The sequence below is a fragment of the Hanstruepera ponticola genome (assembly GCF_012931685.1).
GTDB lineage: Bacteria > Bacteroidota > Bacteroidia > Flavobacteriales > Flavobacteriaceae > Hanstruepera > Hanstruepera ponticola.
Map to the genome: position 1 here is coordinate 645172 of NZ_JABANC010000001.1, position 23660 is coordinate 668831.

Consider the following 23660-nt stretch of genomic DNA (forward strand, 5'->3'; position numbering starts at 1 on the left):
AATGAAAGAGGTATTAATTATCACAAACTATTTCCCACCTGAAACTGGTGCAGCATCTAATAGAATATTTCATTTAGCTTCTGGTTTACAAAAAAGTGGTTTTAATGTTTCGGTGTTGACGCCTTTACCCAATTATCCCACTGGACGCGTTTTTAAAGAGTATAAAGGAAAACTTCGTGTTTCTTGTAGTGAAAACAATATAGAAATCCATAGACTTTGGATATTTGCTAGTAATTCAAAAAACAAAATACTGCGTTTAATAGCTATGCTGTCTTACAGTTTTAGTTTGATTTGGTATTTTCTTTGGCATAAAATACCTAATAAAGTTATAGTGCAATCACCTCCATTAATAGTTGCCTTTACCTGCATGCTTTTTTTAAAATCCAAAAAGCGAAAATTAATCCTAAATGTTAGTGATTTATGGCCACTTGCAGGTTTTGAACTAGGTGTTTTTAAAAAGAATCTAGGATATAAAATTTTAGAAAAAATAGAATATCATAATTACAAAAAAGCAGATTTAGTATTAGGGCAGAGTCAAGAAATTTTAAATCATGTTTTAAAAATTTATCCAAAAAAAGCGGTTTTTTTATATAGAAATTATCCCGATATAAAAATTCAAAATCTTAGGCTTAACACTCGTTCTGATAATAAACTTAAAATGGTGTATGCTGGTTTATTGGGAATAGCTCAAGGTGTTTTTAAGTTATGCCAAGAACTTGATTACAAAAACATGGAATTTCATATTTATGGAGCTGGTGCAGAAAAAGAGAAAATTGAGGCTTTTGTATCTAATAATAATCTTCCCATTTTTTATCACGGTGAAGTGACAAGAGAGCAGCTTCATGTTGAACTTTTAAAATATGACCTAGCAATAATTCCATTACTCAACAGAATTTACGGCTCTGTTCCCTCAAAAATATTTGAATATGCCAAATTGGGCTTGCCTATGCTGTATTTTGGTGGAGGTGAAGGCGAGGATATTGTTAAAAAATATGGTTTAGGTTGGGTAGCAGAATCTGGTGATTATGAAGAGCTCAAAAAAGTTCTCTCTATCATAAAAACACAAAATATTCCACCTCCTTTAAGTAACCATATCAAGAACACTGCATTAGAAAATTTTAATTTTGACATTCAACTAAAAAGCCTAAAGAACATTATTTAATAAGCTTTTTCCTCTCCTTTGATTGTGTTGATAAAGGTTTTAGTAATTATTTTCAAGTCTAATAATAAGGACCAATTTTCAATATAAAAAATATCATATTTTACGCGTCCTATAATATCCTTATCAGTTTCTACCTCACCTCTAAAACCACTTATTTGAGCTAATCCTGTAATCCCAGGTTTCACAAAATGTCTTACCATAAATTTGTCAATTTTTTTGGCATACATATTTGTATGGCTAACCATGTGTGGTCTTGGTCCAACAACAGACATGTCTCCAAACAAAACATTGTAAAATTGTGGCAACTCATCTATACTAGTTTTCCTGATAAACTTTCCAATTTTTGTTACCCGAAGATCTCCTCTTGTTGCCTGATGAAGATGTGCATCTTTGTTTGGTGTCATAGAGCGGAACTTATAACAATCAAACTCCTTGTAATTAAAACCATTTCTTGTCTGTTTAAAAAAAACTGGCCCTCTAGATTCTAATTTAATAAGAATGGCTATGATTGGTGTCAACCAAGAAAGTAGAAAAATAATAACCATCGATGAAAATAAAATATCAAATGTTCGTTTAAAAAACTGATTTGCAGCATCTTCAAGAGGTATATCTCTCAATGATAAAATAGGGATATAATCGTAATATTCGTATTTAAGTTTTTTAGAATAAATATCTTTATTGTCAGGAACGAACTTTAATATCTTAAGATTATTATCTGAAAAATCAATCACTTTATGTAACTGTGAATTGGATAATTCAGATATTGAACAGTAGATTTCATCAATCATCTCATCCTTTAAAAATCTAAAACAAGCGTCTAGATCAAAATTTTCACGATCTCTTACATTGAAAGTTTTTTTGTGTTTATAACCATATTCGGGATTACTATTAAAAAAATTTTCCAGAGATAACGTTTGCTTATTCTTTCCTAAAATTGCTGTAACGCGGTAATTTCCACCAAATGCAGTTCTATACTTCTGCAGCAAGTAGTAGGTGGCAAATTTAAATATTGTGATTAATGCAAAAGCTGACAGTACATATTTAATAATGGTCTTATGATCTATATTCAATTCATGGTAGAATCCGGAAAAGGCAAAAATTATCAACAAAAACAATATCATTTGCCTTATTATCAATGAAAGAATTGTTATTTCCCTTGTATATCTATAAACCTCATAAAATTTTGAAAATAATGACAGTATTATCCAGGATAGACTAATTATTGAAAAGTATATGTAAGGATTGATAGATTCAAAAAAATAAAAAATAGCCAAGAAGTTAATAATACCCAAATCCAATAAATAGGTTATTGGCCTTAAGTATATTGAATACCTTCCGTGTCTAATTGTGCTCATTTACTTCTTTATATGCTTTGAAAAATCTTTGTGTTCGCTTTTTCTAAGTTCTTCTTCTGATAAACTTTTGAAATAGTTAAACGTTTTAGTCATCCCTTCCTCACGGTCAACTTTTGGTGTCCAGTTTAATAGTTTTTTGGCTAAAGAAATATCAGGCTGCCTTTGTAATGGGTCATCTTTAGGTAAATCTTTATATATTACCTTTTGAGCGGTACCAGTGAGTTTAATTATTTCATTGGCAAAGTCCTTGATAGTTATCTCATTAGGATTACCTATGTTTACAGGATAAGAATAATCACTAAACATTAGTCTGAAAATGCCTTCTACTTGATCATCAACGTAGCAAAAGGATCTAGTTTGAGACCCATCACCAAAAATAGTCAAATCCTCACCTCGTAATGCCTGACCCATAAAGGCTGGAATAACACGTCCATCATTCAGACGCATTCTAGGACCATACGTATTAAATATTCTGACAATTCTAGTTTCTAGACCGTGAAACCTATGATATGCCATAGTAATGGACTCCTGGAAACGCTTGGCTTCATCATATACACCTCTTGGACCAATTGTGTTTACATTACCATAATAGTTTTCGTCTTGCGGATGTACTAATGGGTCACCATAAACTTCAGAGGTTGAAGCTATTAATATTCGAGCTTTTTTAGCTTTAGCCAAACCTAATAGATTGTGAGTCCCCAAGGAGCCTACTTTCAATGTTTGTATTGGAATCTTTAGGTAGTCTATTGGGCTCGCTGGTGAAGCAAAGTGAAGTATGTAATCTAATTCGCCATCTATTACTATATGGTTTGTGACGTCATGATCTATAAAATTGAAATTTGAATGGTCAAATAAATGATTGATGTTTTTTTTATCTCCAGTAATAAAATTATCCATCCCTATTACATAGAATCCTTCATCTAAAAATCTATCACATAAATGTGACCCTAAAAATCCTGCTGCACCTGTAATTAAAACTCTTTTCATACTAAAACATTATGGTCTTCCTATTGAAAAATAATCAATATTTTGCTCGACTAATTCTTTTGAATCATATAAATTTCTTCCATCAAAAATAACGGGTTGATTTAAATTACTCTTTATTTTCTGAAAACTTGGTGTTCTAAAAATGCTCCATTCAGTACAAATTATCAAAGCGTCTGCACCTTCAGTTGCATCATACATATCAGAAGCAAATGCTATTTTATCACCTAACTTTCGCTTTACATTTGGCATTGCTTCTGGATCATAAGCTATTACATTTGCTCCAGCATTAAGCAATTCATTAATTGTATAAAGCGCAGGCGCCTCTCTAATGTCATCAGTTTCGGGTTTGAAAGCTAATCCCCAAACAGCAAATGTTTTCCCTTTTAAACCATCATTAAAATACTTTTTTATTCTAGGTACTAGAATGGTTTTCTGTTTTTGGTTAACATCTATTACCGCATCAAGTATTTTAAAATCATAATTAGAATCCTTTCCTGATTTGTGTAAAGCTTTTACATCTTTAGGGAAGCATGAGCCACCATAACCAATTCCAGGAAATAAAAATCGCTTACCAATTCGAGAATCAGTTCCCATTCCAATTCTAACTTTATCCACATCAGCCCCAACTCTGTCACAAAAATTTGCTATTTCATTCATGAATGTGATTTTTGTAGCCAAAAATGCATTGGCAGCATATTTAGTCAATTCAGCAGATTTTTCATCCATGACTATAATTGGGTTTCCAGACCTAACAAAGGGTTTATAGAGTGTTTGCATTGTTTTGATGGCTTTCTCTGAAGAAGCTCCAATAACAATCCTTTCAGGTTTTAAGAAATCATCCACAGCAAAACCTTCACGTAAAAATTCTGGGTTAGACACAACATCAAATTCCACCTTACTGTTTTCAGAAATAGCAGCTTTTACTTTATCAGATGTTCCAACTGGTACAGTGCTTTTATCCACAATAACCTTATAATCAGTCATTAAAAGACCTATGTCTTTGGCAACACCAAGAATATACTTTAAATCAGCTGATCCATCTTCATCTTCAGGAGTTGGTAATGCTAAAAAAATTACATCTCCATGATTTAAGCCCTCTTCCAATGAAATGGAAAATTTAAGTCTTTCTGCTTTAATATTTCTGTCAAATAAGACATCTAAATGTGGTTCATAAATCGGGACTTCGCCTCGTTGCATTTTCTCCACTTTTTGGGCATCAATATCAACACATAGAACTTCATTACCGGTTTCGGCTAAACAAGTTCCTGTAACCAATCCCACATAACCTGTGCCTATTACTGAAATTTTCATATTTAATTATTTAAGTATATTGATTCTAAAATTTTTATATTTTGCTCCATGTTGAACTTTTCATCAAAGAACTTTTGAGAATTTTCACCCATACTTTCCCTTAAATCATCATCATTTATTAATTTTAAGACCGCTTGGGAAATTTGGTCTTTGTTTGCATTATCAATCAAAAAACCATTAAAATTATTTTTTACTAAATCTTTATTTCCATCAACATTTGTGGCTACTATAGCCTTTCCCATTGCCAAACTCTCTATTACTGAATAGGGCAAACCTTCATATCGTGATGTTGTCAAATATAAAGTAGAATAATGAATTATATTGAATATATCCTTTCTATCTATCCATCCCAAAATAGTAATGTTATTTTCTATATCTAATTCTTTTATCTTTTTTTTGATATACTCCAAATTGGGAGAATAAAGTCCAGCTCCCAACAAAACTAAATGAATATCTGGTTTGGATTTCTTGATTTCAAAAATAACATCAACCATTAATTCAATGTTTTTTTGAAACGATGGTCTTCCTACTGAACATATATATTCTGAAGGCCAAGTTTTTTCTATTGAAAGTGGAGGTACTTGTTTAATTGGGTAAACTGAATTATTGAATAACTTCGCTTTGCTTTTTTTGTATCCTATATCTTTTAATCCTCTATCCAATTCTGATTGAGAGGTTGCCACTAAAATAGAATTAATGTGTTTAAATCCCCTTTCAATTGTTAAAAACAACCGCTTTTTAAGTTTTGACTGTGTGCTTAAATAAGAGTAAGCGTGAGGCGTATGTAACACATTTACCTTATAAAAAATTGAAGCTAATCTTGCAATAATTCCTCCTTTGGCACTATGTGAATGAATAACGTCTGGTCTTTCCTTTCTTAATATTTTCACCAATAAATATACTGAATTCAAATCTTTGAATAGGTTTATCTCACGGTCTATGGGTATTTGATATTCCTTTATTTGGTTGTTTTGTGAGTCAAAATATGCTGTACGACTATCTGTTTTGCCATGAACAATTACTGTCTCAAAAGTATCTGGGTTTAAGTTTTTTGTTATTAATCGTAAATAAACATCAACTCCGCCAACAGCATGTAAAACGTGTAATACTTTTCTTTTCATTTATAAAAAAGTTCCAAAACACAAAAGAAAGAAAAATTGCATTAAAACCCTCACTATTATAGGTAATTAAATGCGTTTTATTAAAATTCAACAAGTAATAAAATGAAAATAGTATAGCAAGAATTACAAATTATTTATTAGTATTTTTTGACCCAGTGTGCTAAATCCTCATCCAATAATTCTTCAAGTTTTTTATAGTCTTCCAGAAAACAAGCGTTCAAGTCTGCTTTTAATTGAGATGAAATTTCGATTTTTTCAAGATTATTTTTTTGAATAGTACTTTTAATTCTAATTGCAAGGTCCTTTCCCACTAATCTCGCCAAAGATCTTCTTAAAATTGTATCTCTGCTAATAAGTGAATTAATAATTTTATTTTTCGGTTTTCCGGAAATATTAAGCCTCAAGTCTTTATCAATTGGAATTCTTGAAATGCTTAAGAAGTCAGTTATTTCATTTATTGTTTCTTGTGGGCTGCTAACTAAATCTTCAAAAAAACAGATTTTTACATTTGAAAAACTGTCTATATAACTTTTTACTTGGTCATGGTAAAACCCACATTGTTTATATCCCCAGATAAATTCATACCCTTTTTCCAATCTACTGTTTTCAATTTCCAGTGCTTCTTCAAAAGTTAAATTTTCCCTGTCATCTCTCACTAAATGTGAATATGCAGATATAGCTCTGTCAACTGGGTGTCTTAAAAGAATAATAATTTTAGGGTCCCCAAGATGCTTTTTTATATCAGGAATAACCTTATCGTGGTAATATAAATTATCAACACTCGCTTCTCCTATACACTTAAACTTTTGGCTCTTGTCAAATAATTTAAAATAGTCCTTAAGTGTTTTAGTTGCTTTTTTTTGCGTAAATGCCACATCACCCGGTCCCGTGTATTTAGCATAGTTATATGAAAAGTGTTTTGGCTCTTTTGGCGTTGCCATAAAAACTTCATCATGTCTTTCTAAATAATAGCTTACGGTAGTTGTTCCAGATTTGGCCGCACCAACTATCAAAAAATTAGGTATATTATTTTTTAAGTCTTTCTGCATATTAAACAAGTTATTGTTTATCAAATCTCCAATTGTTGTTTAGAATCATGATTCAAATAACAGTTGGCAAATATACTGAACCAAAATCCACTAAATACAATACCACTATAAGAAATTAAAAAATCGTCAGTAATATTTGAGACGAAAAAAAGAACACAAAAAATTATTGGGATAGGATGCCTCAATTGTATTCCCAAAAAACCCATACTCAAGATATAAATAAAAACTACTAATAATCCCAATATTCCAAATTTTAATAAAAAATCAAGAAATTGATTATGAACTGGGAACTTGTATTTATAAAGGAATTTTTGATCGCTTTTTTTGTAATAATTATTTAACGCTGTTTTAGAGTCGGAAGCTCCAAAACCAATCCAAGCACTCTCTTTGGATAATTCGTACGCGGATTGCCATATGGTGAGCCTAGTAACCAACGAATTAAAAATTTTCTTTTCTGGGTTCTCAAATTCATCTAGCCGTCCGACCATATCCATATTTGAAAATGTCACATTTGTGAATTTTTTTACAGTGAACGGAAATGCTTGAGTAAACAAAAAAGCACCAACGATAATTATTGCAGCATATAGAATCAATCTCTTTACTGTTAGATGTATAAATGTGCTGTTCTTAACAAAATATATAAATATTATACAAAAGCCAACTAAACTCATTATTATAGAAACCCTTGTATTGACATAAAGCACAACCCCAAAAGATATGAAAAAAGTGACTAAATGAAATGCCTTTTTAAGGCCTTTGTCTTTATTTGATTTAAGCAACAAGTATAAACTAACTATCGAAACAAATGCCATGTGTAAATTTAATGCAGGAGCGTGAGCCCCAAAACTATTAGCAAAATTGTAACCCATTTCCCAGAGATGTTTGCCGCTTAAATACTTTAAAAAATTATCATTGAATAAAACTATATATCTAAAAAACAAAACAACTAAAATCAGAGCCGTTCCTTTAGAATAGTAGCTGAATAATTGATCAAGATTAATCCTGCGTTTCTGTCCAATAATAACTACCGAAAAGACTAACAGACTAAAATATTTTTCTGTAGCCTTAAAGCCATATAACAAAGAATCATTATTAAAAATAAAAAGTAGGTTTAATAATAAAGGAGAAGTAATAATAAGTATAAAGTAAAGTTTCTTCTTGTTAAAGTTTAGCTTGTTAATATAAAGGATATTGAATATGGCAAAAAACAATATCAATACTGTATTAACCTTTCTGAATATAAGAGTTATTGCGATAAGTGAAATTAACGCATTGTTGATATCATGATAATTTCTTTCTAAAATCTTCATAATACAATAAATAATAAATTAAAGGAAGGATTCCAATTTTATGTCTAACAGCTGAACCTAGATCAGGCTCAAAAACTCCTTGAACAACAAAATATGAAAACAACATATAAAATAACCATAGTTCATAATTCTCATTTCTTCCTTCTTTCATGCTCCTCTTGTATCTAAAAAAAAGAATGATGATTAAAAATGTTTGCCAAATGATAAATGCTAATATTTGAGGTGAGCGAAAGTGTTTTAAGCCGTTGAAAGGTAAATTGACCGAAAAAAAGCCGTAAACAATTCCAAAAGATTCTCCATACCAAGTGTCAGGATCCAAAGGAGGTCTAATCATTGAATTTGCGTTCTTCGAATCTTTTTCAATACGTCTTTCATTAAAAGCATGCCTGGAGTCTTCAGAAATGAATCTACCTTTAACAATACCATAAGAAAGTGAAAAACCAATAACTATAATTATTGCCGAAACAATCGTTGTTACGCGCTTTATCTTAAAATTTATTAAGCTTACTAAATACATTGATATTGCTAATAAAACAACAAGAGCAAAATATTGTCTGAAAAAATACGCAAAGAAAAATAATAGTGTAAAACTAATCAGTAAAACTGTTTTAAGTTTTCTTTTTCTGTTTTTGTACATCAATACAATCCATGTGATATAAATAAATGTAATAAACTCTTTTGAAGGTACAGAAATAAAAACTGCAATTAAGATTATAGCAAGATAAACTAAAAGGTTTTTTAGCGTAACAACATGAAAGTTTTTAGGAATACCTATTTTATACAAACAATAAATTAAAATAGGGTACTGTATTAGTGCTACTATTGGGAATGAAAGCGATCCCAGACCTGTATGCTTATAAAACCACATAGAGAATGGATAGCTGCCTACTAGGCCAATCTCATTATACTTGTCAAGAATAATTATATAAGCATCAATAAAAAAGCTTTCAGGTAAAAAATAGCTAGAAAAAACAGCTATCAATAATCCAATAGCAGCTATTATAAAAAATGTTGAATTTGCTTTTTTAAGTCTTAAAATCATTTAACAAAATCTATTTCAAACTAAATAGATTATTTAATAAATATACCTAGTTATAGAGAGCTTTTACTAATAACGAAAAATTACGGGAGTTATTAAAAATCATTACGAAAATACATTTTATAAATTAATTTCTATTGAAGATAGCGCATGATTTATTTAAATGTTTTATAATTTACAAATAGTAATATTTTATCGTTTTTGTAAACATATATAACTCCTGATAAATTCCAAAGAATCAATGAAAAGGCTGTACTAATTGCAGCGCCAACCATACCATATTTCGGTATCAGAATTAAGTTTAGAACAATATTGGCTAAAGCTGATACAATCAAAAAGTACAACAATATCTTCTGCCTCCCAGTCATATTTAAGTATAGAGCTACAGAACCAGATAGCGAATTAATAATTTGTCCTGAAAGTAAAATGAGTAATGCGTGTTTGGATTTGTAATAATTAGGTCCAAAAAAACCTAGAATATATTCATGAAAGAGAATCATTACCACAATCAATGGTATCGTTGCAATGAAGTTTAATTTTATGGCCTTTTTTATTAAATTATTTAATCTTTCTAAATCATTCTGAAACCAAAATTTTGAAATATCTGGCGCTATTACTGAATTTATGGCTTGTAACATCACACCAACGATTAAAGTCAGTTTAACACTTACGCCATAATAAGCAACTAGTTCGATATTTTTAAAATATTCCAACATGATGATATCAAAGCTTTGCATAAGCAGTAAAGAGATAAAGCTTAATGACATAGGGAAAGAAATCTTAATAATTTCTTTGGTGCTAAATGCTAATTTAGAAGCGTTTAATTGCGACTTGGTAAGATTCAAAATATAACCTGTAGTAATAATTGAAATTAATGAAAATGTAATAATAAATGCATCAAGTATAAAATATTCAGGAAGATTGAAGAGCATAACGGTAATTATCCAAATTAATATCAATCCGTACCTAAATACATTTCTAAAAAGTTCCGAAGAGAATAATTTTCTTAAAGCCCTAATCACTTGTATATTTAGCATTGATAGCGATAAGAAAAATAATGCTATAAAAATTTTATCAAACAAATACACGCTCTCGGTATCAAAAAATGAGACTTCAAGAACCCTAGCAAAAAAAATATATATTCCTAAAAAAAAGATAAAAGATAGAATGAGTATTTTCAACTTTTTAAAATAAAGTGCCTTTATTTTATCCTGATTCTTTTCTGCTTCCAACTTTCCAGAAAACTGTATAAAGGATTCATTCATGCCTAACAAGCAAATTGAACTCAACAGTATTAGTACAGAATTGATATAATTAAACTGTCCAACAGTTTTATCAAGAAAGAAATTAGTGATTAAAAGTAAGGTTGCAAATTGAAAAATAATTCCTATGATTCTTAAAAGAAGGACGCTAAAACTCTTTTTATAAAAGGTTTTTTTCATAAAAGTGTTTTTCAATTTTCGCCAAGTACAGTTAATGAATCATCCATTTGTTTTATTTGAATACTTGAAACATCAATTAAGATAGCATTTATATTTCTAGATGGTCTTTCCCATTGGGAAACCCAACTATTTTGAGAGGCAGGCCCAATAAGTAAATCTATGTTATGAGTATTTGCTATTGTCTCGATTTTTAATTCAGCCCAACCATTATTTAATAATTTAATTTCGGCTTTTTCTGAAGAAAAACCATGGGCAGATCTGATGCCTTTTAACTTGCCGCTTCTCAAATTAAAAACAGCATCTGTACGGCTTGGATAACTCCCTTGAATTCTTAATCCAAAGAAATCTCCTTTACCATCTGGTTTAACTCTAACAGTGACTTCAACTCTTTTGGTGCTTTTTAACTTGATATCTTTAATGGCAACATAAGCATTGTTTATGGTATCTTTTCTCTCTACTTTATAAATAGATTTATTAGATGATAAAGACTTTAAATCAATATCTTTTTTTCTCCATAAATTTATTTTTGGTAATTCAAGATTAATCCTATTTGATGTATTTATTGAGTCAATGTTTAGGGTAATATCAGATAAATTAAAGCGCTCTTTTAAACTTATTAGTTCTTGTTTTAAAACAGCCTGATTAGATCTTAAATGATTTATATTTAAAAGATTCCATTTAAACTCTTTTTTTAAAACAGAGTTATAGTTTGCAAGTTCATTTTTATATTTATTTAAAAGATTATCGAGGTAGTTTGGTTTATATACCTTATTTATAGCATAAGCTAATTCTTTTAAATAAACAGTGTCTTTAGATTTATCTAAAAACGGAACATGCTTGTATTCGTCCAATAATTGACCTGAATTACCGTCAAAAGCAATGGGTTCTAGTTTGCTCGTTATTGGGTTGTAATAGTATCGTACATTAATAAGAGGTAGTCCATGAGTTGCCCCAAACAAATTTAAAATGGCATTTTGCATTGCCAACTCTTTAATATCAAAAACTTCATCAAGTGTTTTGTTACCTCTATATGAATCCAACAAAAGTGCTTTACCTGTTTTAAAATAGTTTCGCATACTTTGGTTTTCAAGAACTTTACCTTCACCAAATACAGAAATAGGATAATCAACCTTATAATCCATGAATTCTTTCCATTCAATACCAGAAAGATTACCAGTTCTTTTTGAAATTTTTACATTATTCCAAAATGGATCTTCAGAGAATTTCAAAATAATACTTTCCTTACGTTTGTTACTTTCGATGGTTCTTTTATCAAACGATTCTTCAATAGCATAAATACCAACATCTTTTGAAATATAATTAGAACTGTTATCTAATTTAACATGAATTGCACTCTCTAAAAAATCATAACGCAGCCCTATTAAATCTTCATCTTTAATGGCTCTATGGTATAGCCATTCATTAATAAATCCTCGAGTTCCTGGTCTATGAATTGAGAATTTACGCATTCCCATTATGGTTTGGTCGTCCTTTAATTTCACTCTAAAAGACCATTTGTCACCCCTTAAGTGATCTATCCAATCACCTTTAAGTCTTACTTCGGCTCTGTATTCTTTAAAGTTATAGGTAACTGTAGCTGGAACATAATCAGAATCACTAGTCTCTAGAATCCCAAGTTCTAATGCTTTATTTTTTTTCTTTTTTAGTTTTTGGTAGCTTTTTTCATTAAACGTGAGCTGTAAAAAATTTAATGTGGTTTTTTGCTCAATATTTTCAGGTGCTGAAATATATTTTGATGATTTTTTGCTAAAATTCTTCAATGAGGTTAAGAGGACTATTAAAATTAATAATCCTCCTAAAAGGTAATAGTTGTTGCTATTTGAAGTTTTTAGCTTCATAAGAATTTAATAGTTTTCTATAAAACTGAATTGAATATCTCCTAAAGTCTTTAAATCATTTTTAGCATTTATTATATCATTAAAGTCAGTAAACTCTACACTCAATGATAATTCTGTTGTGTTATTTACTTCGTCTAATCGTCTTAAGCTTAATTGGGAACTGTGCTTTTTAAGTATATCCAGTATTTGGTTCTCATCTAGGGCTTTATCAGATGTATTTGATAGCGTAATGATTAAGTTTTGCTGAACAGTTCTCTTAACTGAATTATAATTTTGAATTACAATATAGAATATGATAATTACAGCTCCAATGAGTGTAACAATACGCTGATTGGCTCCCATTCCCAATCCTAGTGCTATGGCAACAAAAAAGTAAACTAGTTCTTCAGGCTCTTTAATAGCCGTTCTAAACCTAACAATAGATAATGCTCCTACAAGACCTAGTGATAATGCTAGAGATGATTTTACTATTGATATGACCAACATAACCGTGACCGCTATCAGAACGAAGGTTTGTGTTAGTTTTTTTCTGTTAGATAATGAATTTCCATATTTAGAATACACCAATCCTATGATGTAAGATAAAATGATGGTAATAAAAATATTAATTAAAAAATCAATTAGTGATGATTCTCCGGATCCAAATTGATTTGCAATGTCGGTTAAAAAAGATTGTTCTTGCATTGTATAATAATGTTAGTTGCTTATTGTGGAAAATGTTTAATCGTGTTTACGCCGTTTACGTATTTTGAGTTTTTGTTTAATCTAAAGGGAAATTGTGTTGATATCGCATTAGCTTTTTGGTCATCATCTAATCCATACTTTAATTCAATAATCTTGTTTTCGTCGTACTTTGGCGCTAAATTAAAATTATTAAATCGTTTATCAATTCTATGATACAATAAATTAAAATCCAAAGTGGTTCTATACTTATTATCTGCAGATAAATAGTATTTCCTTGAATAAGAATTAAGCAGTGTTGGAACAACCATTTTCACTGATTCCAAAATTGGTTCTGGTAAATTAGATTTTCTAAATATACCTTGTATGTATTGATTAGTAAACTTATTGTCTAAATCAAATGACTCAAGTTTATAAGACCACTTATCTCCAACAATTCCTTTTTTAATTTTAATTTCTAAAACAGGTTTTTGAATATTCCCAAAGGTATCTCCATACCATCGAATTCTAATTTTTTTTCGATTAGAAACGCCAAGTACATTATCAAAATAGTCATTGTAACCCGCAGTATCAAAGTAGATGTTATTAACCTGACGCAAGTGGAAAACTTCTCTAAAAAGAGCTTTGTTTTGTTTTATATACTGTTCTATTGTTTTAAGAGAAAAGTTATCTGGTACTGTAAATTTTCGTTCATAACGAAAGTTATGTTTTTTATCAATTGCAGAAAAATTGCTATCTCCAAGAAACTCTTTCAATTTATTTACAAACACATTTTCCATAGGTTATTGGCTATTTCTGGTTTCTGCACTACTTCTACCAAACTCCACACCGTACATTCTGTCCTTAACATTCTCTGTTGATTCTATTTTTTGCCCATCAACTATTAATGATGATGTGTTTTCAATAAGATATTTTGTTTCAACATCGGTCATCTTAACTATATTAACAGTAATATTTGATGGTCCAAACTCTGGTTTCTTTTGAAAAGCAGTAAAAGCTAATTTGGTTTTATAAATTTTCAAGTTTTCAATTTTGACTATAGATAAATCTTTACCTGCAACCGCTATTTCGCTTTGTGAAACTTCAACATTTATAATGGTCATTCTACTGTCTTCGCCTGCGCTTAGGCCTTTGTCTCCAGCATTGGTTATATAAACATTGTCAACAATTAAGTCTGACCCTGAAACATCAATTGCATCATTACCCAAATTATCAAAGCGACAATTCTTTATTGTTCCATTGACAAAATCACCATCAAATGCATCTGATTGCGTTTCAGAAATACTACTATTAGTCATTATGAATTTTGCTCTCACAACATTTAGCGCATCTTCACATTTATTACCTTTTATTGAAATATGATTTAACTTAACTGGCGATTCATAAAATGTAACTGCTCCTGTAACACTCCAGTTTTGATGAATCGGGTTTCTTAAATTATTAAACTCAACATAATTTAAAATCGATTGTTTTTGATCACTTAAAATTAGTAACCCTTGGCCTTTATTATCCGTGGATTCAAAAACTATAGGATTATCAGCAGTACCTTGAAAATTTAATGGTGAGTGAGATATTATTTTTCCGCCTTCTAAAATATCGATAACTGTTCCTTTTTCAATTTTAAAAATGTGATCACTAGGAATAACCAAGGGTTCACTAATGGTTACGTTTTTATTTTTAAAGGAGATGGTGTCGTTAGAAACCACAATATCACTATGATTATTAATATATTTTGGGTTTCTAAATAAATCGTCTTCTATAGTTTCTCTTTCAGTATAAGGTAATATTGTTGATGTTAAAGAGTTGTTTAAACCAAGTATTGTATATGAAATATTTAAATCAAAAATATGTTTGTGTAAAATAAATCCTGTTTGTTTATTTTTTTTGCTTACAAATAGATTTTGAAAACTTTGAGGTAAATCAATACGTATTGTATCATGATTTCCGCTTAATAATAATTGCTTAGGGTTTAGTTCAGTTATCAATTTATTTTCATAATTCAACCCATTAATCTGAATTGGATAGTGGCTTATGTTAGAAACCAGTAGTTCTATTTTTTTGTTATCGATTGATACTAATTCTGGTTTTATTGATTTGTTTATATAAAGATTACTGTTAATGCCTCTTTGGTTTATTTTTAAAATATCAAAATCAAAAATAACCTTTGGATAATAACTATTTATCAAAACAAGCTCTTTTTCAAAGGTTTCAATATCATTTAATAAACTATTGAAAATGTCTTGGTTTGAAAGTTCCTCTAGGGTTTTAATATATAGTTCTTGAAATTTTAGGTCATTTATTAATGGTTTCTCTAAATAATCAATAGTCTTTCCTAAGTGACTTGAACTAACAAAAAACGGTTCAAGTAAGTTTGTGTCTTTATTATAAATCAAATAAAAAGTGTCATCAATTTTATTGGCATATACCGTAAATAAAGCCATATAGTTTGCTAACTTATCTATTGCAATAAATTTATCTAAACTAATTTTAGAAGCAGCAAAATCATTACAAAGCTTGATAGCCAACTTACTTTGTTCGCCTTTAAAATCTATAAAATCTAAAAGGCTTTTATGGTCATTAATAGCTTGGAAAAAAGCATTAGTATTTTTGATTAGGCCAATTGTTGCACCACTATTTTTAGAATAATTTGTCACATTTTCTCTTGTAGAAAACAAAGAATCATTTTCCACATAATAAAATGTTGGTAAATATTGAATGTCATACGCATTTAAATGATTCTGAAATAAACTAGTGTATGGATTAGGAACACTTTTAATCGGTTTCGCGCTTTGATTGATTAATTGGGGAGCAACTGCTTTAAGTGAGTTACTAATTGTGTCAAACCATTTTTCTTGAAACTTATTATAGGTTTTCTTCTTTATTGAAGCTGTATTAAAGTTAATAAAAGGCAAAGCCTTTCTAAAAACACAATAAGATTTTTGATTATAATTATAAATAACCCCAGAGTTGTTTATTGAAAGATTAATTATACTCGCTTTAGGGTCAATACTGTGTAATTGTATGTCAAAATCAGACTCTAAATCTTGGCGCTGTGTAGAAGCTTTAGCAACTATCAATTCTCTGCTGCCATATTTTTCAATAATTGCTGAAAAAAAAGTAGAGTCATTTTTCCTGTTTTCAAATAAGACGTTACCGTAATCTAGTGGCGCTTTGGGGTAGTAAGGATTAAAATCGCTAGTTATTGCTTCAGAATCATTACTTTTATAAAACAATAGGCTCAATACGAGAAGAATTAAAGGAATTCCCAGTATAAATCTTAAGTTAGTATTTGTAATCCAATTAAGCATTTGTTTTTATTTAAATCCTCGATTGCTTTAATCAATCGAGATTGTATAATCTTCTAATTTTCCTAATGAATTTATGTCATTTCCGTTCAAGTGAATTAACCTGAAGCTTACTATGCCTTCTTTGGAAACATCTACAATAACAAAGTTATCACGAACGCCTCCTCCCATTCCAGATGATATATAGGTAATATTATCTGTATTTTGGTAAGAATATTCAATTATATGATTTTTTTTCTTTCGTTCTTTAGAAAATGCACCAACATCGCCTGCAAACAAATATACAGGCTTTTCTAATTCTCTTAAAATGGGTTCAATCACTGACCAATAATTTGGAGTTTCAGCTTTGTTTTGCAACGAATTAGGTCTAGGTATTGGGGATTTGTCTTTTGACCACCAAATTACCTGATGACAAAAAATAAATATGTTTTTCACATTTTTCCCCTCAATTCTTAATCTGTTTTTTAAAAAAACCAATTGTTCATTTGATATATTCCATTTATCAATATTTGGATCTAAAATCACAAATAGATTATCATTTAAAACAAAGCTTTTGTATGATTTTCCAAAGTCAGCTTCAAACTTATCCAATGGTCCATCGTGATTACCTCTTGCAACATAAATAGGCATATTGAATTTAGAAATATCAGCTTTGGCTTGTTGCCACTTGTTCGGTTTCCAAACAACATCACCCAGCAAAACACCAAACTCCATATTGTTCTGGCTGTTTATAAGCGGTATTTTATTAGTAAATGGCTTGTATAAACCATTATTACCTCCTTTTTTCAAAGGATCTCCATAAGTGTGTCCTGCAATAAAAAAAGAAAAGTCTTTTTGCTCTGTTTCTTTACACGAAACCATTGAAATTAACAATAAGAAGAAAAAATAACGTTTCATATTTTTAGGTTATTATTAATCTCTTTTAAAGCCTCTTGTTCATTCCCCCATCCATGAATTTGAGTCTCGTCATTTTTGTTGTAGTTTAAGAACCACATCTCAATGATTTGTTGTATTTCGGGATAATACTCCTTTAAGTCTTTATAGCTGTTAGCATTAATAATTTGTTGGTCTATGTTTTTGGGAATAGCGATAATTTTGTAATCTAACTCTCCGTCATCAATCAGTTTTAAAACAGATATAGGAATTATTTCCATCACGGAGCCTGTTTTTACACTTTCAGATAATACTAATACATCTATAGCGTCTCCATCACCTCCTTTATTGGGGTCTGAAAATGTAGCTGGAATAAAGCCATAATTTCCCAGATAGGGTAAAAAATTTATAATTCTATCCTGCCCATTTTCTTTATCTATTTTGAAGGTATTTTCTTCCTTATGAAACTCATATTTTTTATTTGTTCCAGCTGGAATTTCTATTACAGCATTTAAAACACCATCATTTGAAAAAGTTGGTAGATTATAATAGTTTACTTTTTCAGTACATGATATAATTGTAAAGATAAAAATTAATAAAATGCTGCTTTTAACTAACATAAATAACAATTAAGAGAAAATTAAACTATTCTCGTAACTTTTTGATAAATGATTTCTTTAGGGTCATGTAAGGTACATGCTTACCATTAATTTTTTTTGTAACTAGTTTATTTGAACTTTTTTCAAAAGAAATAAATTTGTTAAACTTAAAATACTTGTCAATTTCATTACCAGAAATGTGTAGATTATTATCAGCAAATGAAATATCAATAGATTTTATTTCAACTTCCTTAACTTCTTTACCACCTAAACTAATTTGAAGAACATTTGAAATATTATTTGCTCCAAATTTCGCAACTATTTTTCCATAATCAGTTGTAGGAATAGTTTTTTCAAGAATATGAATGTTTTTTTTTTGAAATTCATCAATAAAAATATTATTTAATATGAATTTGAATGTATCTGGTTTGTTAGTGTTAAAAGTCATAATTACCACTAACTCATTGGGTTTATTTAAAGCTAAACTGTCGTTGCTGGTTTCTCCTTCTATTTGCTCTTTTTTATTGTTGTTACATGAAACTAATATTAATAAAAACAAAAAAGATTTTTTTAACATGTAATTTTAATTTTCAATTAAACAATCATCCCGGCAGCAACCGTTTCATTGGTTGCGTCATCAACAAGTATAATACTTCCTGTTGTTCTGTTTTCTCTGTAAGAATCAACCATTAGCGGTTTTGTAGTACGAATTTTAACTTTAGATATATCATTCATGCCTAAGTCTTTATCATGCATATTACGCTCAAGTGTATTAATATCATACTTGTAAATAACTTCTTTTATCATGGCCTTTTGCTCGTTGGAAGTATGCTTGATAGTGTATTTAGCTCTTGGCTTGGCGGCATCATTGTGTAACCAACAAAGCATGACTTCCAAGTCTTGTGACGCTTCAGGTTTGTTATTTGATCTAACAATCATATCACCACGACTAATATCTATATCGTCCTCTAATGTGATTGCAACTGACATTGGGGCAAAGGCTTCATCATGTTCGCCTTCCAGAGTGTCAATAGATTTAATTTTTGAAGTAAAACCAGAAGGCATAACCGTCACCTCATCGCCTTTTCTTAATACACCACTAGCAACTCGTCCTGCATACCCTCTATAGTCAATAAAACCATCACGCTGTGGTCTTAAAACAGTTTGAACAGGAAAACGTGCATCTACTTTGTTAATATCACTGCTAATGTGCATGGTTTCAAGTGTGTGTAATAATGGTGCTCCTTGATACCAATCCATGTTTTTTGAGCGATTAACCACATTATCTCCTAATAAGGCGCTAATGGGTATAAAACGAACATCTTTAACCAACATTTTAGAAGAAAATTCTTCAAATTGCTCAATGACTTTGTTGTACGCTTCTTCAGAATAATCAACCAAATCCATTTTATTTATACATACTATAACGTGTGGGATTTGAAGCAATGAAGCAATAAAAGAATGCCTCCTTGTTTGTTCAATAACGCCATGTCTAGCATCTACCAAAATAATAGCTGCATTGGCTGTTGAGGCTCCAGTAACCATATTTCTAGTATATTGAATATGACCTGGAGTGTCGGCAATTATAAACTTCCTTTTTGGGGTTGTAAAATAACGATAAGCCACATCAATGGTGATACCTTGCTCCCTTTCGTCTCTTAATCCGTCAGTAAATAGAGCTAAATCAACTCCGTTGTGTCCTTTCTTTTTACTCGTGTTTTCAATAGCTTGTAATTGGTCTTCAAAAATAGATTTTGAATCGTAAAGTAAACGGCCAATTAATGTGCTCTTCCCATCGTCAACACTTCCTGCTGTTGTAAACCGTAATAATTGATTGTTATCTAACATGCTACTTTTTATATGAGATACTGAACTATCTTTCAATGCTTCAATGTAGAATTCAGTATGACAATTGATTTATAAATTTGATTAAAAATATCCTTGACGCTTACGGTCTTCCATAGCGGACTCTGAACGTTTGTCATCACTTCTGTTTCCACGCTCAGTTTGGCGCATACCAGAGACTTCATCGGCAATTTTTTCTAAAGTATCAGCGTCTGACTCTATTCCACCTGTAATGGTAATATCACCTAAAGTTCTAAAACGAATTTTTTTAGTTACAATTTCCTCATGGTCTTCTAAAACCAGAAACTCTGAATTTGGAATCCATGAGTCTTGACGCCAAACCACTTCGCGTTCATGAGCAAAATACAAAGATGGAATAGCTATATTTTCACGTTTTATATAATTCCAAACATCCATTTCAGTCCAATTACTTATTGGAAACGCTCTAAAATGCTCGCCTTCAAAGTGTTTCCCGTTAAAGATGTTCCATAATTCTGGACGCTGGTTTTTTGGATCCCACTGCCCAAAATCGTCTCTATGTGAAAAAAAGCGTTCTTTCGCCCTTGCTTTTTCTTCATCTCGTCTTCCGCCTCCTATGGCGCAATCTATTTTATTGGTCTCAATGGCATCTAAAAGCGTTGTGATTTGTAAAGCATTTCTAGTAGCATTTTTACCACGTTCTTCAGCTACCCGTCCTTCATCTATTGATTCTTGCACAGAGCCAACTATTAACTGAACACCCAATTCTTTAATGATGTCATCTCTAAATTGAATGGTTTCAGGGAAATTATGTCCTGTATCCACATGCATAAGTGGAAAAGGAATCTTTGCTGGATAAAATGCTTTTTTAGCTAAATGTGTCACAAGAATAGAATCCTTGCCTCCTGAAAACAAGATGACAGGGTTTTCAAATTGAGCCCATACTTCGCGCAAAACAAAAATAGCTTCGCTTTCTAACTCGTCTAGATAATTTAAATAATACTTACTCATTTTTGAGTTGTAATTTTGGTCTTATATAATCTAATATCTGTTTCACTGCTGTTTCAACAGATACTTCTTCAGTATTTATCTCAATATCAGGATTTTCAGGTGCCTCATAAGGAGCTGATATTCCTGTCATGTTTTTTATTTCACCAGCACGAGCTTTTTTATAAAGTCCTTTTACATCGCGTCGTTCACATTCTTCTAAACTGGTGTTCACATAAATCTCAACAAAGTTAACATCTTTAACGACACTTTTAATGTTCTCACGGTCTTTTTTATATGGCGAAACAAAGGCCGCAAGGGTTACAATTCCTGCATCAACAAGTAAGTTGGCTACTTCTGCAATTCTTCTTATGTTTTCAGTCCTATCTTCCGGAGAAAATGTTAAATCGCTATTTATACCTTTCCTAATATTGTCACCATCTAATGAATACGTATTTATGCCTAAACGAAATAACTCTTGTTCTACGACATTTGCTATTGTGGATTTTCCTGATCCTGAAAGACCTGTAAACCACAAAAGAAAAGAATTGTGCTTTTTTAATTTTTGTCTATCTTCCTTTGAAATTTGATAATCGTGAGGAACAATATTTTTGTTCATTAATTTTAGTTTTTCTTAAAGAAATTTCGAATTTTTCCAAGCGGTAATTTCAACCACATACGTTCGTGTAAATAATACAGTGCAAATTTCGTAAATAATTCGGTAATAGCTATATATAATGCAATTTCATCATAGGCGTTTAATATTGCTCCAGAAATAAAGAATGTCATAGTTGTAGCCACTATACGCCAAGATATTGTTTTGTAAAGTGTTTTTCTTGATGTTACAACACCATCACGTTGTACAAATTGCCATAATCGTTCATGAAAGTAATAAATAATAAATTTGATTAGAAATTCAGCAGCACCAATTTTTATGGCATGATCTATACTACAATTACCAGTAAGACAGGTTACCAAAAGAACCACCAGAATAGTATCTGAAGTTGCAACTATTCGCCAAGAAATACCTTTTAAAAGGCTTCTAGCATGAGATTCTTGTTTGTATTTCGTCATACTATATTATTTGGATACAAGAAACCAAGGGTTTAACAAATTTTCTTTGTTATATAATAATGGTTGATTGGTTTCATGAGAAATTACTTGAACGCCAACCGCATTACAAATGGCCTGACCTGCAGCTGTGTCCCACTCCATAGTTGGTGCATACCTTGGGTAAACATCTGCTTGACCTTCAGCAACCAAACAAAACTTTAAGGAGCTTCCTTTTGATACAATTTCTACAGATTTCCCTGATTGTTTTAAATTCTCTACAAAATCCAAAGTCTCCTGACTCATATGTGAACGGCTTCCAACAACATGAACTTCGTTTGAATCTGTACGTTTAGGTTTTAGAATTTCAGAATTTTTGACAACCTCATCAATTAATGCATCATGCGATTCTAGCTGTGCCTTGTGAGCTAAATTGTTTGATACATCAGCAAAATAAAGAACTTTTATAGCCGGAACATAAATTACTCCTAAAATTGGTAGGCCATTTTTGACATAAGCAATGTTTACTGTAAATTCACCATTTCTTTTTATAAATTCTTTGGTGCCATCAACTGGATCTACAACCCAGCAATCTGTCCACTTACTTCTCACATTATAATCCGTTTGTTTGTTTTCTTCACTGATAATCGGTATGTCTGTGTCAAATAAATAAGAATTAATAATATCATTAGCTTTTTTATCAGCTTCAGTTAAAGGTGATTTATCATCCTTTAATTCCACATTAAAAGCAGTGTCATACACCTCCATAATGACCTTTCCTGCTTTTAAAGAGGCTTCTATCGCGATTGCTAAATTTTTATTCATATAGTTTGGTAATAGCTTTTTTTAAACTTGTTTTCCAGTTTGGTATTTCTAATTTATAGGCTTCTTCAATTTTGTCACAATTTAAAACACTGTATTGAGGCCGTTTGGCTGCCGTTCTATATTCTTCTGAATCTATTGGTTTAACTTGAGTATTACCTCCTGTTAGTTGAAAAATTTCTTTGGCAAACCCATACCAGGTAGTTTGACCTTTATTACTATAATTATAAAGACCATAATTTTCCGAATCATCTTCAATTATTTTAAGAATTACTTCAGCTAAATCACCTGCATAAGTAGGTGAACCATTTTGATCGTTGACTACTTTTAATTCATTATTGTTTTTAGACAAACGTAACATGGTTCTTAAAAAGTTCTTACCATATTCAGAATAAAGCCAGCTTGTCCTTATGATATAATATTCTTTAAGTGCTTTCTCAATTTCTAGTTCTCCTTGTAGTTTTGAAAGCCCATAAGTATTAATAGGGTTAGTAATACTGCTTTCTAAATAAGGTGTTTTACTAGCACCATCAAAAACAAAATCTGTTGAAATATGGATAAGTTTTGTATTATTTTCTTTACAAATATTTGCTAAATTTTTGGAGCCTTCTTCATTAATTAAAAAAGCTATTTCTGGTTCAGATTCGGCTAAATCGACTTTGGTATAAGCGGCACAATTAATGCACCAGTCTATTTTGTTCTTGTCAAATATACTTTTGATGCTTTTATAATTGGTAACATCTACTTGAGGTTGATTTGTGAAAATGAAATGGTATTGAGAGTGCTTTTTTACTATATCTAAAATAGACTTCCCTAGCTGACCTCGTGATCCAGTAACTAAAACTGTTTTCATCTGATTTGTTTAGATTTTGAATCGAATACTC

At 30.6% G+C, this 23660-nt stretch carries 22 protein-coding genes; 1 reads left to right on the forward strand and 21 read right to left on the reverse strand.

What is annotated here, in order from left to right; translation table 11 throughout:
- Window position 1: 1 nt before the first annotated feature.
- Window positions 2–1162, forward strand: a complete 1161-nt coding sequence (locus HGK31_RS02875; protein ID WP_191858399.1) for a glycosyltransferase family 4 protein — start codon at window positions 2–4, stop codon at window positions 1160–1162.
- Here HGK31_RS02875 and HGK31_RS02880 read toward each other — a convergent pair.
- The 21 genes from HGK31_RS02880 to rfbD form a co-directional block, all read right to left on the reverse strand.
- Window positions 1159–2517, reverse strand: coding sequence for an undecaprenyl-phosphate glucose phosphotransferase (locus tag HGK31_RS02880; RefSeq protein WP_191858400.1), 1359 nt, complete (start codon window positions 2515–2517; stop codon window positions 1159–1161). The genes HGK31_RS02875 and HGK31_RS02880 overlap by 4 nt on opposite strands.
- Window positions 2518–3504: a UDP-glucuronic acid decarboxylase family protein gene (locus HGK31_RS02885; RefSeq protein ID WP_191858401.1), complete on the reverse strand. Its 987-nt coding sequence runs from the start codon at window positions 3502–3504 to the stop codon at window positions 2518–2520.
- Window positions 3505–3513: 9 nt separating this feature from the next.
- Complete coding sequence (locus HGK31_RS02890) at window positions 3514–4815, reverse strand: UDP-glucose dehydrogenase family protein (protein WP_191858402.1); 1302 nt, start codon at window positions 4813–4815, stop codon at window positions 3514–3516.
- Between the two features lie 2 nt (window positions 4816–4817).
- Window positions 4818–5936: a glycosyltransferase gene (locus HGK31_RS02895; protein WP_191858403.1), complete on the reverse strand. Its 1119-nt coding sequence runs from the start codon at window positions 5934–5936 to the stop codon at window positions 4818–4820.
- A gap of 137 nt (window positions 5937–6073) precedes the next feature.
- Window positions 6074–6985, reverse strand: a complete 912-nt coding sequence (locus HGK31_RS02900) for a sulfotransferase family protein (protein WP_191858404.1) — start codon at window positions 6983–6985, stop codon at window positions 6074–6076.
- 20 nt (window positions 6986–7005) lie between these two features.
- Window positions 7006–8295 carry an O-antigen ligase family protein gene (locus HGK31_RS02905; protein ID WP_191858405.1) on the reverse strand — a complete coding sequence of 430 codons (1290 nt, stop codon included), beginning with the start codon at window positions 8293–8295 and terminating at the stop codon, window positions 7006–7008.
- Window positions 8267–9337, reverse strand: a complete 1071-nt coding sequence (locus HGK31_RS02910) for a hypothetical protein (RefSeq protein ID WP_191858406.1) — start codon at window positions 9335–9337, stop codon at window positions 8267–8269. The genes HGK31_RS02905 and HGK31_RS02910 overlap by 29 nt, the downstream gene beginning before the upstream one ends.
- Window positions 9338–9489: 152 nt before the next feature.
- Entirely contained in the window at window positions 9490–10776 is a 1287-nt protein-coding gene (locus HGK31_RS02915) for an MATE family efflux transporter (protein WP_191858407.1), read from the reverse strand.
- 11 nt (window positions 10777–10787) lie between these two features.
- Entirely contained in the window at window positions 10788–12635 is a 1848-nt protein-coding gene (locus HGK31_RS02920) for a CotH family protein (RefSeq protein ID WP_191858408.1), read from the reverse strand.
- Between the two features lie 6 nt (window positions 12636–12641).
- Window positions 12642–13319 carry a DUF4956 domain-containing protein gene (locus HGK31_RS02925; protein WP_191858409.1) on the reverse strand — a complete coding sequence of 226 codons (678 nt, stop codon included), beginning with the start codon at window positions 13317–13319 and terminating at the stop codon, window positions 12642–12644.
- Window positions 13320–13339: 20 nt separating this feature from the next.
- The gene (locus HGK31_RS02930) at window positions 13340–14095 is read right to left on the reverse strand and encodes a VTC domain-containing protein (protein ID WP_191858410.1); all 756 of its coding nucleotides are present in this window, start codon (window positions 14093–14095) and stop codon (window positions 13340–13342) included.
- A gap of 3 nt (window positions 14096–14098) precedes the next feature.
- Window positions 14099–16624: a hypothetical protein gene (locus tag HGK31_RS02935; RefSeq protein ID WP_191858411.1), complete on the reverse strand. Its 2526-nt coding sequence runs from the start codon at window positions 16622–16624 to the stop codon at window positions 14099–14101.
- 27 nt (window positions 16625–16651) lie between these two features.
- Window positions 16652–17518 carry a metallophosphoesterase family protein gene (locus tag HGK31_RS02940; protein WP_191858412.1) on the reverse strand — a complete coding sequence of 289 codons (867 nt, stop codon included), beginning with the start codon at window positions 17516–17518 and terminating at the stop codon, window positions 16652–16654.
- The gene (locus HGK31_RS02945; protein WP_191858413.1) at window positions 17515–18114 is read right to left on the reverse strand and encodes an inorganic diphosphatase; all 600 of its coding nucleotides are present in this window, start codon (window positions 18112–18114) and stop codon (window positions 17515–17517) included. Before HGK31_RS02945 ends, HGK31_RS02940 begins: the two co-directional genes overlap by 4 nt.
- A gap of 25 nt (window positions 18115–18139) precedes the next feature.
- Window positions 18140–18670 carry a hypothetical protein gene (locus tag HGK31_RS02950; protein ID WP_191858414.1) on the reverse strand — a complete coding sequence of 177 codons (531 nt, stop codon included), beginning with the start codon at window positions 18668–18670 and terminating at the stop codon, window positions 18140–18142.
- A gap of 17 nt (window positions 18671–18687) precedes the next feature.
- Window positions 18688–19941: a sulfate adenylyltransferase subunit CysN gene (gene cysN / locus HGK31_RS02955; protein ID WP_191858415.1), complete on the reverse strand. Its 1254-nt coding sequence runs from the start codon at window positions 19939–19941 to the stop codon at window positions 18688–18690.
- Between the two features lie 81 nt (window positions 19942–20022).
- Window positions 20023–20928, reverse strand: a complete 906-nt coding sequence (gene cysD, locus HGK31_RS02960) for a sulfate adenylyltransferase subunit CysD (protein ID WP_191858416.1) — start codon at window positions 20926–20928, stop codon at window positions 20023–20025.
- Window positions 20921–21523, reverse strand: coding sequence for an adenylyl-sulfate kinase (gene cysC / locus HGK31_RS02965; protein ID WP_191858417.1), 603 nt, complete (start codon window positions 21521–21523; stop codon window positions 20921–20923). The genes cysD and cysC overlap by 8 nt, the downstream gene beginning before the upstream one ends.
- Before the next feature lie 5 nt (window positions 21524–21528).
- Window positions 21529–21978: a DUF2061 domain-containing protein gene (locus tag HGK31_RS02970; RefSeq protein ID WP_191858418.1), complete on the reverse strand. Its 450-nt coding sequence runs from the start codon at window positions 21976–21978 to the stop codon at window positions 21529–21531.
- A 6-nt stretch (window positions 21979–21984) separates the two neighbouring features.
- Entirely contained in the window at window positions 21985–22779 is a 795-nt protein-coding gene (gene cysQ, locus HGK31_RS02975) for a 3'(2'),5'-bisphosphate nucleotidase CysQ (protein ID WP_191858419.1), read from the reverse strand.
- Window positions 22772–23629 carry a dTDP-4-dehydrorhamnose reductase gene (gene rfbD / locus HGK31_RS02980; protein WP_191858420.1) on the reverse strand — a complete coding sequence of 286 codons (858 nt, stop codon included), beginning with the start codon at window positions 23627–23629 and terminating at the stop codon, window positions 22772–22774. The genes cysQ and rfbD overlap by 8 nt, the downstream gene beginning before the upstream one ends.
- Between the last annotated feature and the right edge of the window lie 31 nt (window positions 23630–23660).